Here is a 23977-nt window from a genome sequence, read left to right as displayed (position 1 = left end):
CCCCAGATCAAGCCGACCGCAACAACCCAGCCCGAGCCGAGAAGTACTTCCGCACCAAAGCCTCAACCACAAGCGGATGCGCCCCGATGGGCTCAGAAACCAAATCCGCCCCACACCCGGCCAACGCCCCGTGAAACACCCCAGGCGCCAAGAGCCAGGAAGCGACAACCACCCGCCCCATCCCCCGAACCCCGGCGACGACATCAGCCACCCGAGGCGAAGCAGTGGCCACGTACCCAATGGCGGAAGCCCCCACCATCCGAGCAGCACGACGAACATCCGCCAACGCCCGAGCATCAGAAGACCCGGCCGCGGCGAACACCACCACGTCCCCGCGCCGAACCCCGGCCTCCCGCATCCGATCCCGCAGGGCAGGCACCGCATCCAGCCCGAGCGGCGAGGTCAGCACCACCTCGGGCCGAGCCCCGATCTGCGCCGGAATGTCGACCCGGACGTGGTACCCGGCCGCCAGGAACACCGGCACGACCACACAGGGTCCATCCACAACGGACCGGACATCGGGCTGCAGCACGTCGGCGTAGGCCACCTCGACCGGAACATCCACACAGGACTGAACCGCAGCGGCGATCGACGCGCAAACCTCGACGCCGCGCGGATTGCGGGTGCCGTGAAACGCCAACACCAGCTTCATGCGGGCTCCATCGCGAGTCGATAGCCGCGCTTGACCACCGTGCACACCATCTGCGGCGAGCCCAGCGCGGTCCGCAGCCGCCCGATGGCCGTCTCGACCGCGTGCTCCTCCCCACCGGAAGGCAAGGCGGCCAACAGGTCCTGCCGGGAGACCACTCGCCCGCGCGCAGCCACCAGCGTCCGCAACACGGCCATCGGCGCGGGGGCAACCGGCCGCAACTCGCCGTCGATCACCACGGCCTGGGCCCGCATCTCCATGTCCCGTGACGCGATCCGCAACCGGGTGGCGCGCGACGGCAGCTCAACGGTCAGCTCCCGCACCATCGACCCGATCCGGGACCGCACGGGCTGCACGACCGGAATCCCGGCGGCCACCAGCGGTCCGGCGGTGATGGCACCGACACCGACCACGAGAACGTTGCGCCGCAACGCCTCCACCAGATCTCCGTACCGGGGTCCGGCAGTGCGCAGCACCGAGGACGCGGCCGGCGCGCTGGTGAACGTCAGCGCGTCCACCTGACCGGCCAGCACGGCGTCGATCAGCTGCTCCAACGGCCGCTGATCGGCAGGCGCCTCCCACCGGTAGACGGGGATCTCGACGACGTCGGCCCCGGCGGCGCGCAGGGTGTTCACGAAGTCCGGCAGCGGTTCGCCGTGCAGCTGAACGGCCACGCGCTTGCCGGACACGCCCATCCGCAGCAGGTACTGCAGCAGCTCGGCGTTCGACTCCGACGACGGTGACCAGGTCTCGACCAGGCCGGCCGCGCGGACCGCGCCCTTCGCCTTCGGGCCGCGCGGCAGCACGACGGCCGACGACAGGGCGCGGTGCAGGCGGCTGGCCAGCCCCCACCCCTCGGCGGCCTCGAACCAGCCGCGGAAGCCGATCGCGGTGGTGGCGACGACGACGTCGACCGGTGCCGCGACCAGCTGCGAGGTGGCCTGGTGCAGGTCGGCGTCGTCAGGCAGCGGCACGATGCGGATCGCCGGGCCGTGGATCACCGACGCGCCCTTGCGTTCGAGCATGGCGATGAGCTCGTCGGCGCGCCGGGCCGCGGTGACGCCGATGGTGAAGCCCGCCAGCGGCCCTGTCATGGCAGCTCCACGACGCCGTCACGCACGCGCACCTGATGCACCGCAACGGACACCGACGGCTCGTCCAGGCACTTGCCGGTCGCCAGCTCGAAAGCCTGCTTGTAGACCGGTGACACCACGACGGGAACGCCGCCGCGGTCGCCCACGATCCCGCGCGACAGCACGGCGGCACCGCTGAACGGGTCGATGTTGTCCAACGCGTGCACCGAACCGTCGGCGGTCAGGAACACCGCCACCTGGGAGCCGTCGGGCAGCAACGCCGCGACGCCCTGCTCCGGGCGCAACACCTCAAAGTCACAGACGACGGTCACCTGACGACCTCCGGAATCCCGAGCTGGACAGGAACGCGCTGACCACGCTCAGCGCGGAACGAGATCGTGGGGTCGGGAGTGCCGGGCGCGTTCACGAACGAGGTGAACCGCGCCAGCTTCTCCGGATCCTCCAGCACACCACGCCACTCGTCGGCGTAGTCGGAGACGTGCGCCGCCATCGCGGCTTCCAGCTCGTCGCAGATGCCGAGCTTGTCGTCGACCACGACCTCCCGCAGGTGGTCGAGCCCGCCGTCGAGCCCTTCGAGCCACGCCGAGGTGCGCTGCAGCCGGTCCGCGGTGCGGATGTAGAACATCAGGAACCGGTCGATGATCTTGATGAGCGTCTCGGTGTCCACATCGGACACCAGCAGGTCGGCGTGGCGGGGCGTGAAGCCGCCGTTGCCGGCCACGTAGAGGTTCCAGCCGTTCTCGGTCGCGATGACGCCGAAGTCCTTGCCGCGCGCCTCCGCGCACTCGCGCGCGCACCCGGAGACCGCCGACTTGAGCTTGTGCGGCGAACGCAGGCCGCGATAACGCAGCTCCAGCTCGATGGCCAGGCCCACGGAGTCCTGCACGCCGTACCGGCACCAGGTCGTGCCGACGCAGGACTTGACCGTGCGCAACGCCTTTCCGTAGGCGTGGCCGGACTCGAAGCCCGCGTCGACCAGCCGGCGCCAGATCTGCGGCAGCTGGTCCACGGTCGCGCCGAACAGGTCGATGCGCTGGCCGCCGGTGATCTTGGTGTAGAGACCGAAGTCGCGCGCCACCTCGCCGATGACGATCAGCTTCTCCGGCGTGATCTCGCCGCCGGGGATGCGCGGCACGACCGAGTACGTGCCGTTGCGCTGCAGGTTCGCCAGGAACCTGTCGTTGGTGTCCTGCAACGAGACCTGCGTCTCGCCGAGGATGTGACCGTTGTTCAGCGACGCGAGGATCGAGGCCACCGCGGGCTTGCAGATGTCGCAACCACGACCGGTGCCGTGCTTCTCCACCAACGCGGTGAACGTCGTGATCCGGGTAGCCCGGACGATCTCGAACAGCTCGGCCCGCGAGTGGGTGAAGTGCTCGCACAACGCCTTGGACTGCTCGACACCGCAGTCGGTCAGCAGCTTCTTCAGCATCGGCACGCACGAGCCGCAACCGGTACCGGCCTTGGTGCACGCCTTGAGCTCGGCGACGTCGCAGGCGACCCCGGACTGGATCGCGTCGGTGATCGTCTGCTTGGTGACCGCGTGGCACGAGCAGACTTGGGCGTCCGCGGGCATCTCGACGTCGACGGCCCCGCCCGGCTGCAGCAGTGCCGCCGGCACCTCCTTGCCCACCAACGGCCGCAGCGACGGGTACGCCGAAGCGTCACCGACGAGCACGCCACCCAGAAGAGTCTTCGCGTCATCGGACACGACGAGCTTGCTGTAGGTGCCGGCGACCGCGTTGTTGACGACGACTTCCAGCGCACCCTCGGTGACGGCGTGCGCGTCACCGAACGACGCGACGTCCACACCGAGCAGCTTCAGCTTCGTCGAGACGTCCGCACCGGGGAACACCTTGGTGCCGCCGGAAAGCTGGTCCGCGACGACCTCGGCCATCGCGTAACCGGGAGCCACCAGGCCGTAGGCCACGCCCTCGACCGCGGCGCACTCACCGATCGCGAACACCCGCGGGTCGGCGGTCCGGCAGGCGGAGTCGACCAGGTAACCGCCCCGCGGCCCCAGCTCCAGCCCCAGGTCGAGATCGGTGCGCGGCCGGATGCCGGCGCTGAACACCACCACGTCCAGGTCGAGCTCAAGGCCGTTGGCCAGCTTGGCGATCAACCGCGAGCCGTCGCGTTCGATGGAGGACGCGGAGGTCCCGGTGTGCACGGTCAGGTCGAGCTTCTCGACCAGCCGCTTCAGCAGCCCGGCACCGCCCTCGTCGACCTGGATCGGCATCAACCGCGGCGCCAGCTCCACGACGTGCGGTGACACGCCCATGCCGCGCAGCGCGTTGGCCGCCTCCAGGCCGAGCAGGCCACCGCCGAGCACCATGCCGGAGTGCCGTCCCGGCCGGTCGGCGGCCTGCACCGTCGCCCGGATCTCGTCCAGGTCGTCGATCGTCCGGTACACGTGGCAACCGGGCAGGTCACGACCGGGAACCGGCGGCACGAACGGCACCGAACCGGTGGCCAGCACAAGAGCGTCGTACTGGATTTCGACACCGGAGGCGCCGACGACGATCCGGCGTTCCCGGTCGACCGACACCGCCTTCTCACCGAGCCGGAGCTCACAGCCGGTCAACGGCGTCAGCTCCAGGTCGGCCGAGCTCCAGGTGTCCACATAGGACGACAACGCGACTCGGTCGTACGCGGGCCGGGACTCCTCACCGAACACGACGATCCGCCAGGACGAGTCGCGGAGGATCTCGACGAGCCGGTGGCCGACCATGCCGTTGCCGATCACGACCAGCGTCTGAGTCATCGGGCATCTCCTCCTTCCGCCCGGCTATGCTCACCGGGCGGTGTGTCATCCCAAGTTCCGCAACATTTCGCGGGTGTTAAAGGAAACTCTCTTCGCAGCTCAGTGCGTTGTGCGTCACACGCCCGCGTAGGCGAGCGAGGGCCGCGTCGCGAACACGTTGCGCCGCAGGTAGAACCACCACGTGGTGGCGAGGCAGAGCGCGTAGAAGACCAGGATCGCGGTCAGCGCGGGCGTCAGCGTCTTCGAACCTTCGAGCGAGAACTTGAAGACGAGGTTCACCAGCACGCCACCCGCGGCACCGATCGCACCCGCGATGCCGACCACCGCGGCGGCCTGGCGCTTGGCCGACTTGTCGTCGTCGACCTGGGTCTTGAAGATCGCCGGGATCATCCGGTACGTCGAGCCGTTGCCGACGCCCGCCAGGATGAACAGCAGGATGAACGAGGCGAAGAACAGCGGGAAGCTCTTCGCGTCCACGCTGATCATGACGCCGATCGTGCCGATGCCCAGGCCGATGAAGGTGGCGAGCGTCACCTTGGCGCCACCGATCCGGTCGGCCAGCCACCCACCGGCCGGCCGGGCGATGGAGCCGATCAGCGCGCCGAGGAACGCGAGCGACACCCAGGACTTGTAGTCGACGAAGCTGATCTTGATCAGCGACGGGAACGCGAACGAGTACCCGATGAACGAGCCGAACGTGCCGATGTAGAGGAACGACATCACCCAGGTGTGCTGGTTGGACAGCGCCTTCTTGTACGACTGACCGTCCGGCTTGGCCTGCGTGAGGCTGTCCATGAAGAACCAGGCGAGCACCGTGGCCAGCACGATGAACGGCATCCAGATCAGCGCCGCGTAGGCGAGGTGGATCCCGGTGCCGATGCTGATGACGATCGGCACGATGAGCTGGGTGATCGCAACACCGAGGTTGCCGCCGGCCGCGTTCAGGCCGAGCGCCAGGCCCTTCTTGCCCTCGGGGTAGAAGAACGAGATGTTCGCCATCGACGACGAGAAGTTGCCGCCACCGAGGCCCGTCAGCGCAGAGGTGAGCAGGAAGAACCCGTAGGACGTGCCCGGCGTCGTCACGGCGTAGGCGAGCATCGCGGTCGGGATCAGCAGCAGGCTGGCGCTGATCGTGGTCCACAGCCGCCCACCGAACTTCGGCACCGCGAACGTGTAGGGCACCCGCAGCAGCGAACCGACCAGGTTCGGCACGATCAGCAGCCAGAACTGCTGGCCGACGCTGAACTTGAAGCCGACCGAGCCGAGGCTGACGACCACGATGCTCATCAGCACCCACACGCTGAACCCGAGGTTCTCCGCCAAGATGGACAACGCGAGGTTCTTGCGCGCGATCCGCTTGCCGGTGCTCTCCCAGAACTCGGGCTTCTCCGGCTCCCAGTGCTCGATCCAGCGGCTCATGTACATCCTCCACAGGGGTTCGGCGATGCCGGAAAAGCTAAGAACCTCGGATTACCGAGTTGTTCTGGCCGATGACGGCGGAGGCAACTCCGCCGCACATCACGCCGAGGCCGGTTGTGAGGCCCCGAGCCAGTCGAGCAGCCCGCACACCGCGTCCTTGCAGCCACCACAGCCCGTGGTCGCCCGTGTCGCTTCCGCGAGCTGGGGCACGGTTTCGGCGCCCGCGCGCCACGCCGACACGATCTGTCCCTTGGAGACGGTGTTGCAGCGGCAGATCACCGCGCTGGACGGCAGGTCGGCCGGTGACGCGGCCTCCGCGGGCAGCGCACGGCCCAGCAGCAACGCCAGCCGGTCCGTCGGCGCGGGGATGCCGCGGTCGTAGAGCTGGGTGATGGTGGCGGCGGCGTCCGGTGCGCCGAGCACGATCGCGCCCGCCACCCGGTCGTCGCGCAGCACGAGCTTCGCGTAACGGCCGCGCGAGGGTTCCTGGAAGCACAGGACTTCCGAGTCCGGACAGTCCACATCGGTGTGCACGTCACCCAGTGCCGCGAGATCCACGTCACGTGCCTTCAGCCGCGTCACGACCGACGTCCCGCGGTACCGCGCCGCCGGGTTCGCGCCGGTCAACCGGTCCGCGAGCACCGCTGCCTGGTCCCACGCGGGCTGCACCAGGCCGGACACCGTGCCGGGGTGCTGCGCGCAGTCGCCGATCGCGTGGATGCGCGGATCGCTGGTGCGCAACGCGTCGTCCACGACGATGCCGCGGTCGACCTCCAGACCGGCCTCGACCGCCAGCGACGTCTCGGCGCGCACGCCGGCCGACACCACGACGAGCTCGGCGGGCACGTGGGTGCCGTCGTCGAGGATCAGCCCGTCGCCGGGCAGGTACTTGGCGGCCAGCGCGTTCAGCTTGAACTCGATGCCGAGCTGGCCGAGGGTCCGGGCCAGGACACCGCCCGCGCCGGGGTCGAGCTGGCGTTCCATCAGGTGGCCGACCGGGTGCACGACGGTGACCAGGCAGCCGCGCCCGGCCAGGCCGCGCGCGGCCTCGATGCCCAGCAGGCCGCCGCCCAGCACGACGACAGGAGCGCCCTTGTGCGCCTTGGCCTCGATCTCGGCGCAGTCGTCAAGCGTCCGGAACGCGACGACCCCCTCCGCCAGCCGCCCGTCCTCGACCAGCCCCTCCGCCGGCGGCACCCACGGCTTGCTGCCGGTGGCCAGCACCAGTGCGTCGTACTGAATGCTCACGCGGGGGCCTTCCGTACTCTCCGAGAGTACGAAAGCTCCCCGCGTGCCTTCGATGGTCACTGTGCGTGACGAGCGGTCGATGTCGGTGACCTCGTAGCCAAGCCTCAGATCGATGTCGTGCTCGGCCGCCCACTTCTCGTCGTGCAGCTGGGTGGCCGCCGGCGTCATGGTCCCGGCGACCACGGTCGAGAGCAGCACGCGGTTGTACGCGGCGTGCGGCTCGGCGCCGATGATGGTGATGGAGATGTCCTGGTCACGGCGGCGCAGCTCGTCCGCCAGCCGCGCACCCGCCATGCCGTAACCCACGATCACGACTCGCCTCATGCCCGCTCCAATCGAACCGCGCAGACCTTGAACTCGGGCATCCGGCTCGTGGGATCGAGCGCGGGGTTGGTGAGCAGGTTCGCCCGCCCCTCACCGGGGAAGTGGAACGGCAGGAACACCGCGTCGGCGCGCATGCTCGGCACGCACCGCACGACCGCCGTCACTCGGCCCCGCCTGGACACGACGTGCGCCGGCTCACCGGAGGCGAGACCCGCGCGCGAAGCTGTGTCCGGGTGCATTTCCACGTACATCTCGGGAACGGCCTTGACCAGTTCGCCGATCCGCCGCGTCTGCGCACCCGACTGGTAGTGCTGCAGGACCCGCCCGGTGGTGGCCTGCAACGGGAACTCCTCGTCCGGCGGTTCCGCCGGTCCCTTGTGGTCGACCGGGACGAACCGCGCCAGGCCGTCGGCGTGCGCGAACCGGTCGAGGAAGAGCCTCGGGGTGCCCGGATGTTCGACGGACGGCACCGGCCAGTGCAGCTGCTCGGACTCCAGCCGCTCGTAGGTGATGCCGGAGTAGTCGGACAGACCGCCCTTCGACGCGCGCCGCAGCTCGTCGAACACCACGCGCGGCTCGGTCGGGAACCCGGAGGCACCGAGGCGGGAGGCCAGGCCGCTGATCAGCTCCAGGTCGCTGCGGACCCCGGGTGGCGGATCGAGTGCCTTGCGGCGCCTGATGATCCGGCCTTCGAGGTTGGTCATCGTGCCGTCCTCCTCGGCCCACTGCGTGACCGGGAACACGACGTCGGCCATCTCGGCGGTCTCGGACATCACGAAGTCCGCGACCACCAGCAGGTCCAGCGCCCGCAACCGGTCGGCCACGCCGGACGCGCGCGGCGCCGACACCACCGGGTTGCTGCCGAACACCAGCATCGCCTTGAGGTCGTCGGCGTTCAGCAGCTCGTACGCGCTGCGGCCCACGCCCGGCAGCCAGTCGACGCCCCAGACCTCCATGATGTGCTTGCGCGCCGCGGGATCGTCGAGCTTGCGGTAACCGGGCAGCTGGTCGGCCTTCTGCCCGTGCTCGCGGCCGCCCTGGCCGTTGCCCTGCCCGGTCAGGCAGCCGTAGCCGGACCCGACGCGACCCGGCAGGCCCAGCGCGAGCGCGAGGTTGATCCACGCGGAGACGTTGTCGGTGCCGGACGCGTGCTGCTCGGTGCCACGGCCGGTGAGGATGTACGACCGTCCGGCGAGCATGTGCACGGCGGCGCGCTGGTCGGCGGCGGAGACACCCGTGACGCGTTCGGTGTGCTCCGGCCACCACTGCGCCGCGACCCGCCACGCGTCGTCGAAACCGGTGGTGCGCTCGGAGATGTACTCCTTGTCGATCACGCCCTCGATGACCGCGGTGTGCAGCAGTCCCAGCGCCAGCGCGAGGTCCGTGCCCGGCGCGGGCTGCAGGTGCAACGTCGCGCGCTCGGCGGTCGGGGTGCGGCGCGGGTCGATGACGATGAGCCGCGCGCCCTCCAGGTGCCGCAGGAACGGCGGCATCGTCTCGGCCGGGTTGGACCCGGCCAGCAGGATCGTGTCGGCGCTGGAGAGGTCGCTCAGCGGGAACGGCATGCCGCGGTCGAGCCCGAACGCCTTGTTGCCCGCGGCGGCGGCCGACGACATGCAGAACCGGCCGTTGTAGTCGATCTGCGAGGTCTTCAGGGCGACCCGCGCGAACTTGCCGAGCAGGTACGCCTTCTCGTTGGTGAGCCCGCCGCCGCCGAACACGGCGACCTCGTCGGGCTCGAACTCCCCGATCCGGGACGCGACGAAGTCCAGCGCCTCGTCCCACGAGACGGGCGAGCCGTGCAGCAGGGGCGTGGTGAGGCGGCCTGGGTGGCGCAGCAGTTCTCCGGCCGTCCAGCCCTTCTGGCACAGCCCACCGGGGCCAGGAGCCACCTGGCCGTCGATGACGCTCATGGAGCACTGCAGCGCGCAGTAGGGGCAATGGGTCACGCCGCTGACGCTAAGAAGCGCGCGTTAACCCAATGCTCCGCAATGTTTCGTACGTGGAAAGTTGTCAGCTCAGAGCAGTGCGGTGACCTGGTGAGCAGCTCGTTCCAAGCCCGCAAAGGACTGTTCCGTTGACAACGGGTGCAGCGCGTGCACAGCCAGCCGGAACAGGGTCGCGCGCACGAGCACCTGCGGCCACTCGGCGAGGTGGCTCCAGCGCTTGAACAGGCCGGGGTCCGCGCCGCCCCACGCGACGGCGTCCACCGCGACCACGGCGGCGGCCCACTCGGCGGGGCGCCAGTACGCGGTGAAGTCGATGACAGCGGGCGGGGCGTTGCCGGCGAACAGGACGTTGCCGAACAGGTCGCCGTGCACGACCTGGGACCTGAGGGTGAGCGGCTTCAGCGTCTCCTTGAGCAGCTCGAACAGCCTGCCGCCGAGGTCGGCGTCGAGCGGCACGTCCTCCTCGCCCCACGTCTTGCGGTCGGCGACGGCGAACACGTCCGTGCGCGCCTCCAGGAAGCGCGGCTTGGGCAGCTCGGCGGTGGCCTGGTGCAGGCGCTGGGCGACGGCGATGACCTCGTCGTGCCGCGCCTCGGCACGTCCGGCGAGGAACTTGGTGGCCGACCAGCCGCCGACGACGTAGCGACCGTCGGTGGACCTGAGCGGGCGGCCGATGCGCAGGTTCGGCACGTCCAGGCCGTCGAGGGTCTTGGCGATCCAGGTGGCCTCCGCGGGCCTGGGCGCCGGTCTGATCGTGGCGTCACCGCAACGCCAGGCGGGCCCGCCGTCGATGAGCTCCGGCTCGGCGTCACGTGCCCCGAACGCCGCACGCACGTGCGCTGGGGGCGGTTCGGGGGTCCTGGTCACGGCTCGGCACGCTACCTGCTCGGACCACCCGGTTGGCGGAACGCGACACGCCGTGATTCATCCCACCACCCGGATGGCCCAAGCACGCGTGGGTGCTTATGGCTGGCAGATCCGCCATAAGCACCCACGGGTGTTAGTACGTGGGGAGCGACGGGTCGACTTCCCGCGCCCACGCCAGCACGCCGCCACCGACGTGCACGGCGTCCTTGAAGCCCGCCTTGTGCAGCGCCGCGAGCGCCTCGGCCGACCGGGCACCGGACTTGCAGTGCAGCACCAGCGGCTTGTCCTGCGGCAACTCGGAGAACGCCTCGCCGGACAGGATCCGGTCCTTCGGGATCAGCACCGAGCCGGGGATCTTCACGATCTCGTACTCGTGCGGCTCGCGGACGTCCACCAGCAGGAAGTCCTCACCGGACTCCTGCTTGTGCTTGAGCTCCAGCGGCGTGATCGTGTTGCCCGCGGCCGCCTGCTGCGCGTCCGTGGACACGACCCCGCAGAACGCCTCGTAGTCGATCAGCTCGGTGATCTTCGGCGACTCCGGGTCCTTGCGGATCTTGATGGTCCGGTAGGACATCTCCAGCGCGTCGTAGACCATCAGCCGGCCCAGCAGCGGGTCGCCGATGCCGGTGAGCAGCTTGATCGCCTCGGTGACCATGATCGACCCGATGGACGCGCACAGCACGCCCAGCACGCCGCCCTCGGCGCACGACGGAACCATGCCGGGAGGCGGCGGCTCCGGGTAGAGGTCGCGGTAGTTCAGGCCCTGGCCGTTCGGGGCGTCCTCCCAGAAGACGCTGACCTGGCCCTCGAACCGGAAGATCGAACCCCAGACGTACGGCTTGCCCAGCAGCACCGCGGCGTCGTTCACCAGGTACCGCGTGGCGAAGTTGTCGGTGCCGTCGAGGATCAGGTCGTAGTCGCGGAAGATCTCCAGCGCGTTCTCGGAGTTGAGGTGCGTCTGGTGCAGGATCACCTTGACGAACGGGTTGATCTCGGCGACCGAGTCGCGCGCCGACTCCGCCTTGGGACGGCCGACGTCCGACTGGCCGTGGATCACCTGGCGCTGCAGGTTCGACTCGTCCACGACGTCGAAGTCGACGACGCCGAGCGTGCCGACCCCGGCCGCGGCCAGGTACAGCAGTGCCGGGCTGCCCAGGCCGCCCGCGCCGACGACGAGGACCTTCGCGTTCTTCAGCCGCTTCTGCCCGTCCACCCCGACGTCCGGGATGATCAGGTGCCGGCTGTACCGCGCGACTTCTTCCTTGGTCAGCTCCGCGGCTGGCTCAACGAGCGGCGGAAGCGCCATTTGCTCCTCCTCGACGAACTGCATGCCTCTGTCTCCGAGACAACGCCTACCCTGCCTGGACTCTTCCCCGTTGGAAAGCCGTCTCAGCCAGCGGGAAACGGGTTCGGCGTGCAGACCTTGCCGTCGGCGGGCACGACGTCCTGACCGGCGTTGAGCTTCGAGACGAAGTTGTTCGACACACCGAACGTCTGCTGCATCATCACCGGCGCCGGCGAGCCGTTCTCCTGGCACGCCGCGTGGCCGTTGCCGAGCGCGTGGCCGACCTCGTGGTTGATCACGTACGTCCGGTATCCGGCCAGGTCGGGGCCGTAGACCATGGCACCGCGCACCCAGCGGGCGACGTTGATGATCACGCGCTTGCTGGCCGGGTTCCAGCAGGAGGTCTCGAACGGGATCTCCTTGCCGCAGAGCGTGTGCGTCGTCTTCGTGCTGGTCAGGCTGACGATGAAGTCCGGGTTCTGGTTCGCCTCGACGCGCTGCAGCGCGACCTGCTTCGTGCCGATCCAGCTGCGCGGGTCCGACAGGAAGCCCTCGACGGTCCGCGCGAACGCGACGTCGTCGTTGCTGTAGTCGGCGGGCTGCACGCCGTCCTCGATGGCGATCGCGTACTTGCGGAACTTCGGCGCGTTCGCCTCACCGACCCGCGCACCGCTGCCGGGGATCGCCCGCCACGTGCCGACGCCGTCCTCGGAGAACGACGGTCCGGCCGGCAGCTCGGCCGTGGGCACGTCCAGCTTGGGCTTCTCGGCCTTCACCTCGGTCGCCGGAGCCTCGGGCGTGGTGGTGACCACGCCGGTCGAACCGGCGGTGCCACCGGCCGCGGGCGTCTTCGGCTGGACCGTGTCGAGCACCACCAGCGCGGTCAGCACCAGCAGGACCGGGATCGCGTAGATGCGCCAGCCGTAGTTGGCGACGAGCGACTTCACCCCGCGACGCCTGCGCGGCCGCCGGTGCTGCGCCGTGCCGTCCGGTTCCCAGGCGGCCGCGAGCGGTTCCGCGCTGGTCCGGCGCTCGCCGCGGCGATAGCGGTCGGAGGGCGGGGCGACGGGTCCTCGCTCGGGGGCGCGATTCACGTTGCCCAGGGTCCCACATCCCCCGTATAGCCGTCGTTCATCACCATGTGTGTCGATCAACCGCCTCCCACATCCCCAGCACGGCCCTGGCCACGGTCGCCGGCCGCTCCATCTGGGCCACGTGACCGGTCCGCGGGAGCACCAGGAGCCGCCCCTTGGGCAGCAGCCGCGCCGTCCGCGGTCCCTTCCGGACGCTCACGAGCCGGTCGTTCTCGCCCCACACGACCAGCGTCGGCGCCTTGACCAGTGGAAGCAGGCGCCACAGCGACTTCGGGCCGGGTGTCAGCCAGCTCTGCATCAACCCGAACGTGCTGCGGTTGAGCGCCTGCCCCGCCCACTTCTGCCGGGCGCGCTCCTCGTTCTCCGCGATCGACTCCTCGATGCGGTTGTCGGGCACCAGGCCGGGGTCGGCGAAGCACAGCTCCAGCATCTGCCTGGTGCGGTCGTGCGCGGTCAGCTTGGCGAGCTCGCGGCGCACCCCGGCACCGACGACCGGCAGGAACGCGAGCGCCATCCGCGGGTCCGACATGCGGTCCAGCCGCGGCCGCAGGTCGGGCACGGCCGGCGACACGAGCGTGAGCGTCCGGACCAGATCAGGCCTGGTCGCGGCGGTGATGACGGAGATCGCGCCGCCCATCGAGTTGCCGAGGAGGTGCACCGGCTCGCCCAGCGTCTCCAGGTACTTGATCACCGTGCGGGCGTGCGCGGCGAGGCTGAAGTCGTAGCCGGGAATCGGCTCCGAGCGCCCGAACCCCGGCAGGTCCAGCGAGTACCCGCGGACGTGGTCGCGCAGCTGGGCGGCGAGGTCGGTCCAGTTGGTCGCGGACCCGCCGAGCCCGTGCACGTAGACGGCGGGCGGCCCGTCACCGGGGGTGACCCGCACGTGCACTTCATGCTCGTCGACCCGGTGGAACTCACCTGGCCACGGCGTCTGCGTCGTGTCCAGCGGCGGCAGTGCGGCCGAGGACAGCGGGGCGGGGATCAGCGCGCTCACCAGACCAGGATGCGGGAAAGAACGCACAGATGGTTCTTGGATGTGGGCTACTAGCGAGTAAGGTTGCGCTCACGCCCCGGTCAGGCAACCCCTCTCCGACGGCTGGAGAACTCGTGCTGGAGGCACCATGACGGAGACGGCGCAGAGCGCACCCGCAGGAAGGGGCGTTCGACTGCCGCGCACCGCCCGCCGCGCGCAACTGCTGGCAGCGGCGCAGGACGTGTTCGTCGCCAACGGCTACCACGCCGCGGCGATGGACGAGATCGCCGAACGCGCGGGCGTCTCGAAGCCGGTGCTCTACCAGCACTTCCCGGGCAAGCTCGAGCTGTACATGGCCCTGCTGGAGTCCCACGTGGACGACATGGTCAGCCGGGTCCGCGCCGCCATCGCCTCCTCCACGGACAACAAGCTGCGCGTGCGTGCCGCCGTGGGCGCCTTCTACGACTTCGTGGACGGCGAGGGCCAGGCGTTCCGCATGGTGTTCGAGTCCGACCTGCGCTCCGAACCGGCCGTGCAGGAGGCCGTCGAGCGCGCGACCACCGACTCCGTGGACGCCATCACCGAGACCATCACGGCCGACGCCGGCCTGGACCCCGAGCGCGCCCGGCTGCTGGCCGTGGGGCTCGTCGGGTTGTCGCAGGTCACGGCCCGGTCCTGGCTCGCGGACAACCGCCGGGTGCCCAAGGAGGACGCGGTCGCGCTGATCTCCAACCTGGCGTGGCGCGGCATCGGTGGCGGCTTCCCGCTCCAGCACTGACCTCCACGAAGAAGGGCCCGCGCGTGCGGGCCCTTTTCGCTACATCAGCGCGGCTATGCGCCGAGCCACGTCCTCGGAGCGTTCCAGCGGCAGCATGTGCCCGGCCTTCGGGTAGATCACGAACTCCGCCGACGGCAGCGCGTCCGCCAGCACCCGTGAGTGCCGCATCGGCGTGAGGACGTCCCACGACCCGGCCATCACCACGGTGGGGATGTCCGACAGCACCGCGAGCGCCTCCCGACGCCGGTGCAACGTCAGCTCCTCCCGCAGCCCGACGAACGCGGCACCGGTGGTGTTGCCCGCCATCGCCGCGGCCGCCCGCACGTCGCTCCACTTCGGACGACGGCCGAACGTGACGCGCAGACCAGGCGTGATCAAGCGGCCGAACCCGACCTTCGGCCGCTTGACCAGCCATCGCCCGGCGAGCCGCTCAACGCCGCTCAACCCGGGCAGGTCCCCGCACGACGTGGCCACGAGGGCCACCCCCGTGACGCGCGAGAACAACTCGGGGCGCTGCTCGGCCAGCGCCATGATCGTCATGCCGCCCAGCGAGTGACCGGCCAGCACGATCCGCCCGGCCGGGGCGCACTCCTCCAGCACGGCCGCCAGGTCGTCGGCCAGCTCGGAGATCGTGCCCACGCCGGTCGACCTGCCGTGGCCGCGCACGTCGTACCGGACCACGCGCCCCGGCAACGCCGCGGCCACTCGGTCCCAGGTGGTCAGGTCCATCGTCCAGCCGTGCAGCAGGACGGCGGTCACGTCAGAGGAGGAGGACCCCGACGTGACGACGTTCAGCCGATCAAGAACGAGCGGCGCCATGAGCGCATCCCCGGCTTTCCGATCAGGCCGGCCTCGTCCAGGAACGACATGATCCGTTCCCCCGACCAGCGAATGGTCTCCTGGAACCGCGGGTTGGCCAGCGCCTGCCGGCGGGCCTCGCGCACGTCCAGCCCGACGGCGGCGTACACGGCGGGGTTGATCAGCGTGCGGGTGATCATCATCGACACGTACCCGATGAGCCACTTCTGGTACGGCAGCTCGAAGGCCTTCAAGTCGGCCATGCCGCGGGTCAGCTCCTCGCGCGCGAACCGCACGTGCCGCGCCTCCTCCAGCACGTGGATGCGGTTCACCATTCGCACGATCGGCTGAATCGAGGAGTCGTTCATCGCCTCGCGCTGCAGCCGGTCGAGGATCTCCTCGGCGACCAGGATCGAGCCGTACATCGCGGGGCCGTAGCCGATGGTGGGCAGCAGCTTGCCCAGCCGGTGAGTCGAGCGGACCGGTCCGTAGGGCGGGCAGCCGATGCGTTCGACCAGGCGCGCGAACATCGTCGAGTGCCGGCACTCGTCGGCCACCTCGGTGAGCGCGTACTGGGCGTGCCGGGACGTCGGGTCGGTGTTGTAGACGACCTTGACCAGCATCTGCATGAGCAGCAGCTCGAACCACAGGCCGACGGACGCGATCGACGCCAGCTCGTGCTTCGACAGCTCGATGCGCCGCGCAACGGAGAGCGACTCGTACAAGGGTGTGCCGTAGAGCGAAATGCGCTGTTCAGGGATGTAGAAGAGATCGTCGGCCAGAGGTGCGGACCAGTCGATGTCCACCTCGGGGTCGTAGAACTTCTCCGCGGACGACTTCAGCAGCCTCTCCGCGGTCTTCTCCCGATCGGCGACCCTCATCGGTTGCCCTCCTCGGTAAGTGTTACTTGAGGTAACGGTTACTTCTGGTAGCGTGCGTCACATGGGACGCACTGTCAAGGGCCCGGACGCGCGGCGCGAGCGCTGGAAGGGGCACCGCGAGCAGCGCAGGGCGGAGTTCGTGGAGGCCACGATCGCCGCCGTGGCCAAGAAGGGCCCGGACGTCGGCATGGAGGAGGTCGCCGCGGAGGCGGGCGTCAGCAAGCCCGTGCTCTACCGGCACTTCACCGACAAGTCCGACCTGTACCTGGCAGTGGGCCAGAGGGCCACCGAGATGCTGATGGACCGGATGGGTCCCGCGCTCGCCGCCGACGGCCCGATCCGCGCCCGCATCGAACGGATCGTCGACGCCTACCTGTCGGTGATCGAGGAGAACCCGAACCTCTACCGGTTCGTGGTGAAGGGGTCCTTCGTGGACCGCCCGGTCGAGAAGGACGTCGTCGCCGAGGACAAGAACCTCATCGCGACCACGCTGGCCCGCATCCTCGGCGACTACCTGCGGGCGTTCGACATGGACTCCGGCGGCGCCGAACCGTGGGCGCACGCGCTCGTCGGCATGGTGCAGAACGCGGGCGACTGGTGGCTCGACCGCCAGACCATGTCCCGCGCGAACCTCAGCGACTACCTCGCCACGATCATCTGGCACGCCGTCGACGGGCTGCTGCGCTCGGCGGGCGTCCAGGCGGACCCGGCGAAGCCACTCACCCCACTCCGATTGGTGGACTGATGAGCGACGAAGACGGCTACTCCGGCGAGGCCACCCTGACGTTCGGGGAGACCGAGGTCGCGATCGAGGTCGAGCTGCGCGGCTACTTCCAGCCGATCGACGGCCGTTACCACTGGTACGGGCGCGTGAAGCAGAACGACGAGGTCACGAGCCGGGTCGAAGGGGGTGCGCGGACCGCGCTGCTGCGCACCCCCACCGGGCAGGCCGAGGGCACGCTGACCGACCCCGACCCGTGGGGCCGCTACCGGGTCGGCGGCGTCTCCACCCCGCCGTACCGGATCGAAGAACCGGCCGAGAACTGAGAAGAGCCCCGGTCGGAAACGACCGGGGCTCTTCTCTCGAACGACTCAGGCGCCGAACCCGACCTTGCGCGAGTCCTGCGGGCCGATCTCCACGTACGCGACGCGGCCAGCGGGCACGACGAACCGCGCGCCCTTGGCGTCCACCAGCGACAGCACGCTGGACTTGCCGGACACCGCGTCCGCCACCAGAGCCTCGACCTCGGACGGGTTGAGCTCACTGGTCACGACGAGTTCCCGCGGGCTGTCCGCGACGCCGATCCTGACCTCCACGCTGACCTCCGTGCTCAAAGAGAAAATCCGAAAGCGAGCCTACCTAGCCCAGACCCAGCTGCGTCATGCGCCGCGCGTGCGACTGCTGGAGCCGGCGGAACAGCTGACCGATCCCGGCGAGGTCGCCGGACCCCCGCACGATCAGCTCGGAGAGGCCGTCCCGCTCCGCCACCACGTACTGGGCCTGCGTCAACGCCTCGCCGAGCAGCCGGCGGCCCCACAGCGCGAGCCGGTCGCGCACGCGCGGATCCGACTCGACGGCGGCCAGGACTTCGCGCTCAGCGAACGCCGAGTGGCCCGTGTCGGCGAGCACGGCGAGCACCAGCTCGCGCGTCGGCTCGTCCAGCCACTCGGCGACCTCGCGGTAGAAATCGGCGGCCAGGCCGTCGCCCACGTACGCCTTCACCAGCGACTCGAGCCACGACTTGGGGCTCGTCGACTCGTGGAACGCGTCGAAGCCCTTCACGAACGGCGCCATCGCGTCCTCGACGGCGATGCCCTCGGCCGCGAGGTGCTTCTGCAACAGCGTGAAGTGACCGATCTCCGCGGCGGCCATCTGCGCCAACGCCGCGCGTCCCGCCAATGTCGGCGCCGAGCGCGAGTCCTCCGTCATCCGGTCGAAGGCCGAGAGCTCGCCGTACGCGAGCGCTCCGAGAAGATCGACAACACCCTCCGCAACACCCATGGAAACGAACTCTAGTGGTCAACGGGGTCTCGCCAGGTAGAATGGCCACGGACGCCCGGCGTGACGAGTGTGACGAACCGCCGCGAGGCGCACGAATGGTGCGCGTACACCTCTCCCGCTGCTGACAAAGAAGCGCGGTCGAGAGGCCCGGCCAGGGCTCGTACGCGCTTGGTACGAGAGAGGCTGATCACCCTGACCGCTGAAGTAGAAGCACATCTGGACCCGGTTCTGCTGGAGCACAGCGAGGCCGGAGTTCCCGAAGAAGACCCGTCGCACCCGCTGCTGGCAGACGCTCCGGTGGCCACCGACGCCCCCACGTTCGCCGAGCTGGGAGTGCGTGACGAAATCGTCAAGGCACTCGGCGAGGCCGGCATCGTCCGCACGTTCGCCATCCAGGAGCTGACGCTCCCCATCGCACTGTCCGGCGACGACCTGATCGGCCAGGCGCGCACCGGCACCGGCAAGACCCTCGGGTTCGGCGTGCCGCTGCTGCACCGCCTCGACACGCCCGGCGACGGCACCCCGCAGGCCCTTGTGGTCGTCCCCACCCGTGAGCTGTGTCTCCAGGTGACCCACGACCTCACCGACGCGTCGAAGCACCTCGGGGTGAAGGTCGCCGCCATCTACGGCGGCATCCCCTACGAGCGGCAGATCGCGCAGCTGCGCAAGGGCGTCGACGTGGTCATCGGTACGCCCGGCCGCCTGCTCGACCTGGCCGAACAGCGCCACCTGGTGCTCGGCAAGGTCCGCATGCTGGTGCTGGACGAGGCCGACGAGATGCTCGACCTGGGCTTCCTGCCCGACATCGAGCGCATCCTCACGATGGTCCCCGACCAGCGGCAGACGATGCTGTTCAGCGCGACCATGCCCGGTCCGATCATCACGCTGGCCCGCACGTTCCTGAACCAGCCGACGCACATCCGCGCCGAGGAGAACGACGCCGGCCAGACGCACGAGCGCACCAAGCAGTTCGTCTACCGGGCGCACTCGCTCGACAAGACGGAGATGCTGGCCCGCGTGCTGCAGGCCCGCGACCGCGGCCTGTCGATGATCTTCGCGCGCACCAAGCGGACCGCGCAGAAGATCGCCGACGACCTGACCGAACGCGGGTTCGCCGCGGCCGCCGTGCACGGTGACCTGGGCCAGGGCGCGCGTGAGAAGGCGCTGCGGGCGTTCCGCAGCGGCAAGGTCGACGTGCTGGTCGCCACGGACGTCGCGGCGCGCGGCATCGACATCGACGACGTGACGCACGTCATCAACTACCAGTGCCCCGAGGACGAGAAGACCTACGTGCACCGCATCGGCCGCACGGGCCGTGCCGGGCGCGAGGGCGTCGCGGTCACGTTCGTCGACTGGGACGAGACGGCGCGCTGGAAGTCCGTCAACGAGCTGCTCAACCTGGGCATCGACGAGCCGGTGGAGACCTACTCCACCTCGGACCACCTGTTCTCCGACCTGGGCATCCCGTCCGGCTCCACGGGCAGGCTGCCGCTCAGCCACCGCACCCGCGCCGGTCTGGACGCCGAGGAGGAGGAGAAGCTCGACAACGGCAAGCGCAAGCGCCGTCGTCGTGGTGCCTCCGGCCGCGGTTCCGCCGAGCAGGCGGCGCCGGAGGCGAGCGAGGAGACCAGGCCGAAGCGCACCCGGTCGCGCACGCGCAGCCGCGGTGGCGTGCCGGTGGAGGGCCAGCAGGCGGAGACGGCTGCTCCGGAAGCGGCCGACAAGCCCGCCTCGGACAAGCCCCGCAGGCGCCGTCGTCGCCGAAGCTCTGCCGAACAGGCCGCTCCTTCGGCAGACTGATCGCCATGTCGTCCCCCGGTTCCGACGTCACCGACATCGAGGACGTCCTCGACGAGCCCGCTCACGAGCAGCCGCCCGTCGACGAACGTCCGCCCGCCCGGTCGTGGCGCACCCGCGCCGACTTCGTCGCGGTCGCGCTGATCGCCGTGGTCTCGGTCACCGCGACCGTGCTGACCTGGGCGTTCAGCGATGCCCGGGCCACGACGTCGATCACCGGGCCGTCCTCGTGGGAGCCTCTGCCCGAGGTCGTCGCGCTGCCTCCGACGCTCGCCGAGGTGTGGCGGGCGCGCAGCGGCGCGACGCAGTCCCCCGTGGTCGTGCAGACCCCGGCGAAGGACACCGGCGAGGAGAAGCCGTCGACCGTCGTCACCGGTGACGGTGGCGAGGTCAACGGCCGCGACCCGCTGACCGGTGACGTGCGGTGGACCTACAAGCGCGACCTGCCGCTGTGCGTGGCGAGCACCGCGTGGGGCCGCGCGATGGCGCTGTACTCCAAGGGCACCAACTGCTCGGAGCTCACCTCGCTCGACGGCGTCACCGGCGAGCGGCGGGCGCAGCGCAACGGCGACGCGGAACCGGGCACGGCGCTGCTCAACGAGGGCTCGCACCTCATCACCACCGGGTCGAAGTACCTGGAGGTCTACCGGCGCGACGACCTGGTGAAGTCGCTGGAGTACGGCAGCCTGCGCGCGATCGTGAACCCGAACAAGCAGCCGCGCGTCGGCTGCACGTACGGCTCGGTCGCGGTGACGTCCGGCAGGTTCGCGATCATCGAGCGCTGCCCGGACGACAACTCCGACCGCGTCACGGTGCTCAAGCCGAACCCCGACAAGTCCGACGAGCCGAAGGTCTTCGCGAGCGTGCTGACCGGCGGCAAGAACGCGCAGATCGTGGCCGTGACGGACAAGCTCGTCGCGGTCGCGATGCCCGACCCCGGCCGCATCGTCGTGTTCGACGCCGAGACCGGCAACCAGATCACCGAGACTCCGGTCGACGTGCCGGCCGGCGACTTCACCGAGCCGCCGAACCACGTGGCCCGCAGTTTCGCCACCAAGACCAACGTCTTCTGGTTCACCGGGTCGAGGACCATCGCCCTTTCGCAGGACACGCTCACTCCACTGTGGACGGCGGAGGGCACGCTCGGTGCCGGCACGACGCTCGCGGGCCGCGCGCTCATCCCGGTGAAGGACGGCCTGCGGGTCTACGAGCAGGCCACCGGTGCCGTCGTCGGCACGATCCGGGTGAAGCGCGACGGCTACGACGGGCCTGTGCAACTCGCCACAGCCGGTCCAGTGGTGCTGGAGCAGCGTGGCGAAACCCTGGTCGCGCTGCGATAGTTCCCTCGTGTACTCGCAGCTCAGCCCGCACCGGGCACAACGCGTCGACCTCCCCGGCCGCTACGGCGTGATCGCGGCGCTGCGCGCGCCCGCCGTGGGCGACGACGCGTTGCGGACGACGGCGCTGCTCGTGCCCGGCTACACGGGTTCCAAAGAGGACTTCGCGCCGATGGTCGACCCGATCGCGGACGCGGGTTTCGAGGTGCTCGCGATCGACCTGCCGGGCCAGCAGGACTCGCCGGGCCCGGACGACGAGGCGCTGTACCGGCCGGGTCCGCTGGGGTCGGTGCTCGCCGAGCTGATCGAGAAGATCGCCGCGGACGGCCGGAAGGTGCTGCTGCTGGGCCACTCCTACGGCGGACTGGTGGCGCGGGCGGCGGTGTTCGCGGGTGCTCCGATCGCGGGGCTGACGCTGATGTCGTCCGGTCCGTCCGAGCTGCCCGCGGGTGAACGCCGCACGGTGCTGGAGGTCGGCGAGCACGTGCTGGCCGAGCAGGGCGTCGAGGGCACGCAGAAGCTGAACGAGCTCAGGTCGGCGCAGAACCCGGCGTGGGCCGCGCTGCCGCAGGAGCTGAAGGACTTCTACCGCAACCGGTTCCTGAAGTCGCCGGCCGCCGCGCTGCTCGGCATGGGCAACGGCCTGCGCTACGAACCGGACCAGGTGGCGAAGCTCGCCCGCGCGCTGCGGTCGTCGGGCACGCCGGCACTGGTGGTGTGCGGTGACGCGGACGACGCGTGGAGCCCAGCCGCCCAGCGCGACATGGCTGAGCGGCTGGACGCCGACTTCGCGGTGCTGCCCGGCGTGATGCACTCGCCGAACACCGAGGCGCCGCACGAGCTCATCGCCACGCTGCTGCCGACGTGGCGGGCGTGGCTGACCTCGTGACGGACGAACTAGCTCACGGGTTGATCTGGATCTCGCGCTCGTCCCTGGCGTTGGCGTTCGGGTAGCCGCGCAGGTCGGCCCTCGCGAACGCGGTGGACCAGAACTGGAAGGCGCGCTCGGTCGCCGTCACGTTCAGCGTGGTGGTCTCGAACCCGCCGGTGCAGTTGAGGTTCTCCTTGTAGCCGGAACCGGAAGCCACACCGCCGAACACGGACTGCGTGAGCGTCACGCTCAGGTAGGGGGACTGGGTGCCGACCGGGCACGAGTAGGTCACCGCGACCTCGACCGCGGCACCCCACGCCTTCCACTTCGCGGGCGACTCGACTCTGATGGCGCCCTGCGACGGCGACTGCGCGCTCACGTCCGCCATGACCGGCGCGATGGACGCGAGGAGCGCACCACCCGCGACGGCGACGACCGCCAGCGTCTTGCCCCCGGACAACTTCCTCATCCTTCAACCCCCTTGACCATTCCGTCCCTTGTGGACGGAAACCCCAGACCGGCGCACAGGCCGGCGACGATCAGCACGACGGGCAGGTGCCAGAGGAAGTCGAAGCCGCTGTGCACCAGCACGACGACGACCGCCGCCGTCGCCCCGGCCTGCAACGAGTTCCCGCGCCCTCGCCACAGGGCGACGAGCACGGCAGCCACCACTCCCAGCACCAGCAACAGCCCGACGGCCCCCAGTTCCACGAGCACCTGGAGGTACTCGTTGTGCACGTAACGCATGACACGGGTGCCTTGGTTGCCCGCATCGAAGAAAAAGGACGCGTTCCCCGGCCCGGTGCCGAACATCGGCGAGCGGGACACCAGTTCGAGCGCCGCTGCGGTGGCCCCACTGCGGTCGGGTGAGCTGAATGAGATCCGCGTGGCCAGGCGGTCCGCGAACCCGCAGGCCGTCACCGCGCCACTGACGGCCAGCAGGACCGCCACCGGCACCGCGAACCGTTGCAGCCTCGGCAAACCCACCGCCACCAGACCGCCCACGACCAGCCCGGCGACCGCGACCAACGGCCGCGGCTCGTCCGCCACCCGAGCCGACGGCAGCAGCGCGCCGACCGCGACCACGGCCCCGAGCAGCGGCGGCACCGCGGCCACCACCGTCTTCTTCCAGCCCCAGCACACGCACAGCACCAGCAGCCCGGCGGCCAGCGCGATCACGCCGGCGCGGCTCATCGTGGCGCCGATCCCCGTGCACAGCAGGAAACCCGTCACTGCCGTCAACGGCGTCGGCTTCAGGACCAGCGACAACATCGCGGCGGCGGCCATCACGGCGGCGGCGGCGTTCGGGTAGGTCAGCGTGGACGCGGCGCGCAGCAGTCCTTCCGCGACCGTGGTCCAGGACGGGATCCGGAACACCACGGCCACCCAGCCGGTGAACGCGACCAGCGCCGCCACGCCGGTGACGACCGCGGCGAGCAGCTCGCGTTGGGCGCGATCAGCCTGTGCCGCAACGAGAACCGCTCCGAGGAACACCCCGATGGCGGCCACGGTGGACAGCGAGGAGAGCACGTCACCTTCGAGCAGCCCGCGTGCCGCGGCCCACAGCGCGAACACTCCTCCCAGTACCGCGAGGAGGTTCGGCCGCGGCCGGGCGAGGACGAGGGCCACCCCGACCAGCAACCCGGACATGACGCGGCCCGGCAGGTAGTACCCGCCCTGCGCGACGACGGCCGCGGCGAACGCGGCGACCACGAACAAGCTCGGCATCGGCAACGCCACCGATTCCCGGCGTGCGCCAACGACTTCCCCCACGGCCATACCGGCTCCCCCAGCCTTCGGACCCGCCTCCCCAGGCGGATCGAGTGCACTGTAAGGGTCTTCGAGGT

The 23977-nt window shown here is 70.2% G+C and carries 23 protein-coding genes; 6 read left to right on the top strand and 17 right to left on the bottom strand.

Annotated features, from left to right (window positions below; genetic code table 11):
- Positions 1-7 precede the first annotated feature (7 nt).
- The 11 genes from ACWEIJ_RS28510 to ACWEIJ_RS28460 all read right to left on the bottom strand — a co-directional run bounded on the left by ACWEIJ_RS28510 (position 8) and on the right by ACWEIJ_RS28460 (position 13687).
- Entirely contained in the window at positions 8-652 is a 645-nt protein-coding gene (locus ACWEIJ_RS28510; protein WP_449840306.1) for a sirohydrochlorin chelatase, read from the bottom strand.
- Positions 649-1743 carry a uroporphyrinogen-III synthase gene (locus ACWEIJ_RS28505; protein ID WP_449840305.1) on the bottom strand — a complete coding sequence of 365 codons (1095 nt, stop codon included), beginning with the start codon at positions 1741-1743 and terminating at the stop codon, positions 649-651. The genes ACWEIJ_RS28510 and ACWEIJ_RS28505 overlap by 4 nt, the downstream gene beginning before the upstream one ends.
- Positions 1740-2054 (bottom strand): nitrite reductase small subunit NirD, encoded by a 315-nt coding sequence (nirD, locus tag ACWEIJ_RS28500; RefSeq protein ID WP_449840304.1) that lies wholly within the window; start codon positions 2052-2054, stop codon positions 1740-1742. Before nirD ends, ACWEIJ_RS28505 begins: the two co-directional genes overlap by 4 nt.
- Entirely contained in the window at positions 2051-4507 is a 2457-nt protein-coding gene (nirB, locus tag ACWEIJ_RS28495; protein WP_449840303.1) for a nitrite reductase large subunit NirB, read from the bottom strand. Before nirB ends, nirD begins: the two co-directional genes overlap by 4 nt.
- Before the next feature lie 114 nt (positions 4508-4621).
- Positions 4622-5926, bottom strand: coding sequence for an MFS transporter (locus ACWEIJ_RS28490; RefSeq protein WP_449840302.1), 1305 nt, complete (start codon positions 5924-5926; stop codon positions 4622-4624).
- Positions 5927-6025: 99 nt separating this feature from the next.
- Complete coding sequence (locus ACWEIJ_RS28485) at positions 6026-7498, bottom strand: FAD-dependent oxidoreductase (protein ID WP_449840301.1); 1473 nt, start codon at positions 7496-7498, stop codon at positions 6026-6028.
- Positions 7495-9411 (bottom strand): molybdopterin oxidoreductase family protein, encoded by a 1917-nt coding sequence (locus ACWEIJ_RS28480; RefSeq protein WP_449840300.1) that lies wholly within the window; start codon positions 9409-9411, stop codon positions 7495-7497. The genes ACWEIJ_RS28485 and ACWEIJ_RS28480 overlap by 4 nt, the downstream gene beginning before the upstream one ends.
- Before the next feature lie 105 nt (positions 9412-9516).
- Positions 9517-10314, bottom strand: coding sequence for a TIGR02569 family protein (locus tag ACWEIJ_RS28475; protein WP_449840299.1), 798 nt, complete (start codon positions 10312-10314; stop codon positions 9517-9519).
- A 133-nt stretch (positions 10315-10447) separates the two neighbouring features.
- On the bottom strand, positions 10448-11620 hold the full coding sequence (moeZ, locus tag ACWEIJ_RS28470; RefSeq protein ID WP_449840298.1) for an adenylyltransferase/sulfurtransferase MoeZ: 1173 nt from the start codon (positions 11618-11620) through the stop codon (positions 10448-10450).
- A gap of 83 nt (positions 11621-11703) precedes the next feature.
- Complete coding sequence (locus ACWEIJ_RS28465; protein WP_449840297.1) at positions 11704-12693, bottom strand: DUF3152 domain-containing protein; 990 nt, start codon at positions 12691-12693, stop codon at positions 11704-11706.
- A gap of 40 nt (positions 12694-12733) precedes the next feature.
- Positions 12734-13687 (bottom strand): alpha/beta fold hydrolase, encoded by a 954-nt coding sequence (locus tag ACWEIJ_RS28460; RefSeq protein WP_449840296.1) that lies wholly within the window; start codon positions 13685-13687, stop codon positions 12734-12736.
- Positions 13688-13814: 127 nt separating this feature from the next.
- Here ACWEIJ_RS28460 and ACWEIJ_RS28455 point away from each other — a divergent pair, with 127 nt between their 5' ends.
- Positions 13815-14444 (top strand): TetR/AcrR family transcriptional regulator, encoded by a 630-nt coding sequence (locus ACWEIJ_RS28455; protein ID WP_449840295.1) that lies wholly within the window; start codon positions 13815-13817, stop codon positions 14442-14444.
- 39 nt (positions 14445-14483) lie between these two features.
- Here ACWEIJ_RS28455 and ACWEIJ_RS28450 read toward each other — a convergent pair whose 3' ends face one another.
- Together ACWEIJ_RS28450 and ACWEIJ_RS28445 are read right to left on the bottom strand one after the other, a co-directional pair.
- Positions 14484-15263: an alpha/beta fold hydrolase gene (locus tag ACWEIJ_RS28450; protein ID WP_449840294.1), complete on the bottom strand. Its 780-nt coding sequence runs from the start codon at positions 15261-15263 to the stop codon at positions 14484-14486.
- Positions 15236-16123 carry an AurF N-oxygenase family protein gene (locus tag ACWEIJ_RS28445; protein WP_449840293.1) on the bottom strand — a complete coding sequence of 296 codons (888 nt, stop codon included), beginning with the start codon at positions 16121-16123 and terminating at the stop codon, positions 15236-15238. The genes ACWEIJ_RS28450 and ACWEIJ_RS28445 overlap by 28 nt, the downstream gene beginning before the upstream one ends.
- A 61-nt stretch (positions 16124-16184) precedes the next feature.
- On the opposite strand from ACWEIJ_RS28445, the gene ACWEIJ_RS28440 reads away from it, so the two are divergent.
- Positions 16185-16868 carry a TetR/AcrR family transcriptional regulator gene (locus ACWEIJ_RS28440; RefSeq protein ID WP_449840292.1) on the top strand — a complete coding sequence of 228 codons (684 nt, stop codon included), beginning with the start codon at positions 16185-16187 and terminating at the stop codon, positions 16866-16868.
- Positions 16868-17170 (top strand): DUF4873 domain-containing protein, encoded by a 303-nt coding sequence (locus ACWEIJ_RS28435; protein WP_449840291.1) that lies wholly within the window; start codon positions 16868-16870, stop codon positions 17168-17170. The genes ACWEIJ_RS28440 and ACWEIJ_RS28435 overlap by 1 nt, the downstream gene beginning before the upstream one ends.
- Positions 17171-17215: 45 nt before the next feature.
- Here the strand turns inward: ACWEIJ_RS28435 and ACWEIJ_RS28430 are convergent, their stop codons facing one another.
- Positions 17216-17440, bottom strand: coding sequence for a DUF3107 domain-containing protein (locus ACWEIJ_RS28430; protein ID WP_053739329.1), 225 nt, complete (start codon positions 17438-17440; stop codon positions 17216-17218).
- Between the two features lie 43 nt (positions 17441-17483).
- Positions 17484-18125, bottom strand: a complete 642-nt coding sequence (locus ACWEIJ_RS28425) for a ferritin-like fold-containing protein (RefSeq protein WP_355445504.1) — start codon at positions 18123-18125, stop codon at positions 17484-17486.
- 168 nt (positions 18126-18293) lie between these two features.
- On the opposite strand from ACWEIJ_RS28425, the gene ACWEIJ_RS28420 reads away from it, so the two are divergent.
- Genes ACWEIJ_RS28420 through ACWEIJ_RS28410 form a run of 3 tightly spaced genes read left to right on the top strand, consistent with a single transcriptional unit; the run spans position 18294 to position 22148 of the window.
- A complete protein-coding gene (locus tag ACWEIJ_RS28420) occupies positions 18294-19925 on the top strand; it encodes a DEAD/DEAH box helicase (RefSeq protein ID WP_449840290.1) in 1632 nt (543 codons plus the stop codon).
- A gap of 5 nt (positions 19926-19930) precedes the next feature.
- A complete protein-coding gene (locus tag ACWEIJ_RS28415; RefSeq protein WP_449840289.1) occupies positions 19931-21262 on the top strand; it encodes an Rv3212 family protein in 1332 nt (443 codons plus the stop codon).
- A 7-nt stretch (positions 21263-21269) separates the two neighbouring features.
- Entirely contained in the window at positions 21270-22148 is an 879-nt protein-coding gene (locus tag ACWEIJ_RS28410) for an alpha/beta fold hydrolase (protein ID WP_449840288.1), read from the top strand.
- A gap of 13 nt (positions 22149-22161) precedes the next feature.
- Here the strand turns inward: ACWEIJ_RS28410 and ACWEIJ_RS28405 are convergent, their stop codons facing one another.
- Positions 22162-22599, bottom strand: a complete 438-nt coding sequence (locus ACWEIJ_RS28405) for a hypothetical protein (protein WP_449840287.1) — start codon at positions 22597-22599, stop codon at positions 22162-22164.
- Positions 22596-23903: an O-antigen ligase family protein gene (locus tag ACWEIJ_RS28400; protein WP_449840286.1), complete on the bottom strand. Its 1308-nt coding sequence runs from the start codon at positions 23901-23903 to the stop codon at positions 22596-22598. The genes ACWEIJ_RS28405 and ACWEIJ_RS28400 overlap by 4 nt, the downstream gene beginning before the upstream one ends.
- Positions 23904-23977 lie beyond the last annotated feature (74 nt).

This window comes from Lentzea sp. NPDC004789 (genome assembly GCF_053601075.1).
Note: the sequence above shows the minus strand (reverse complement) of the source record. Positions and strands in the feature narration are given on the sequence as shown.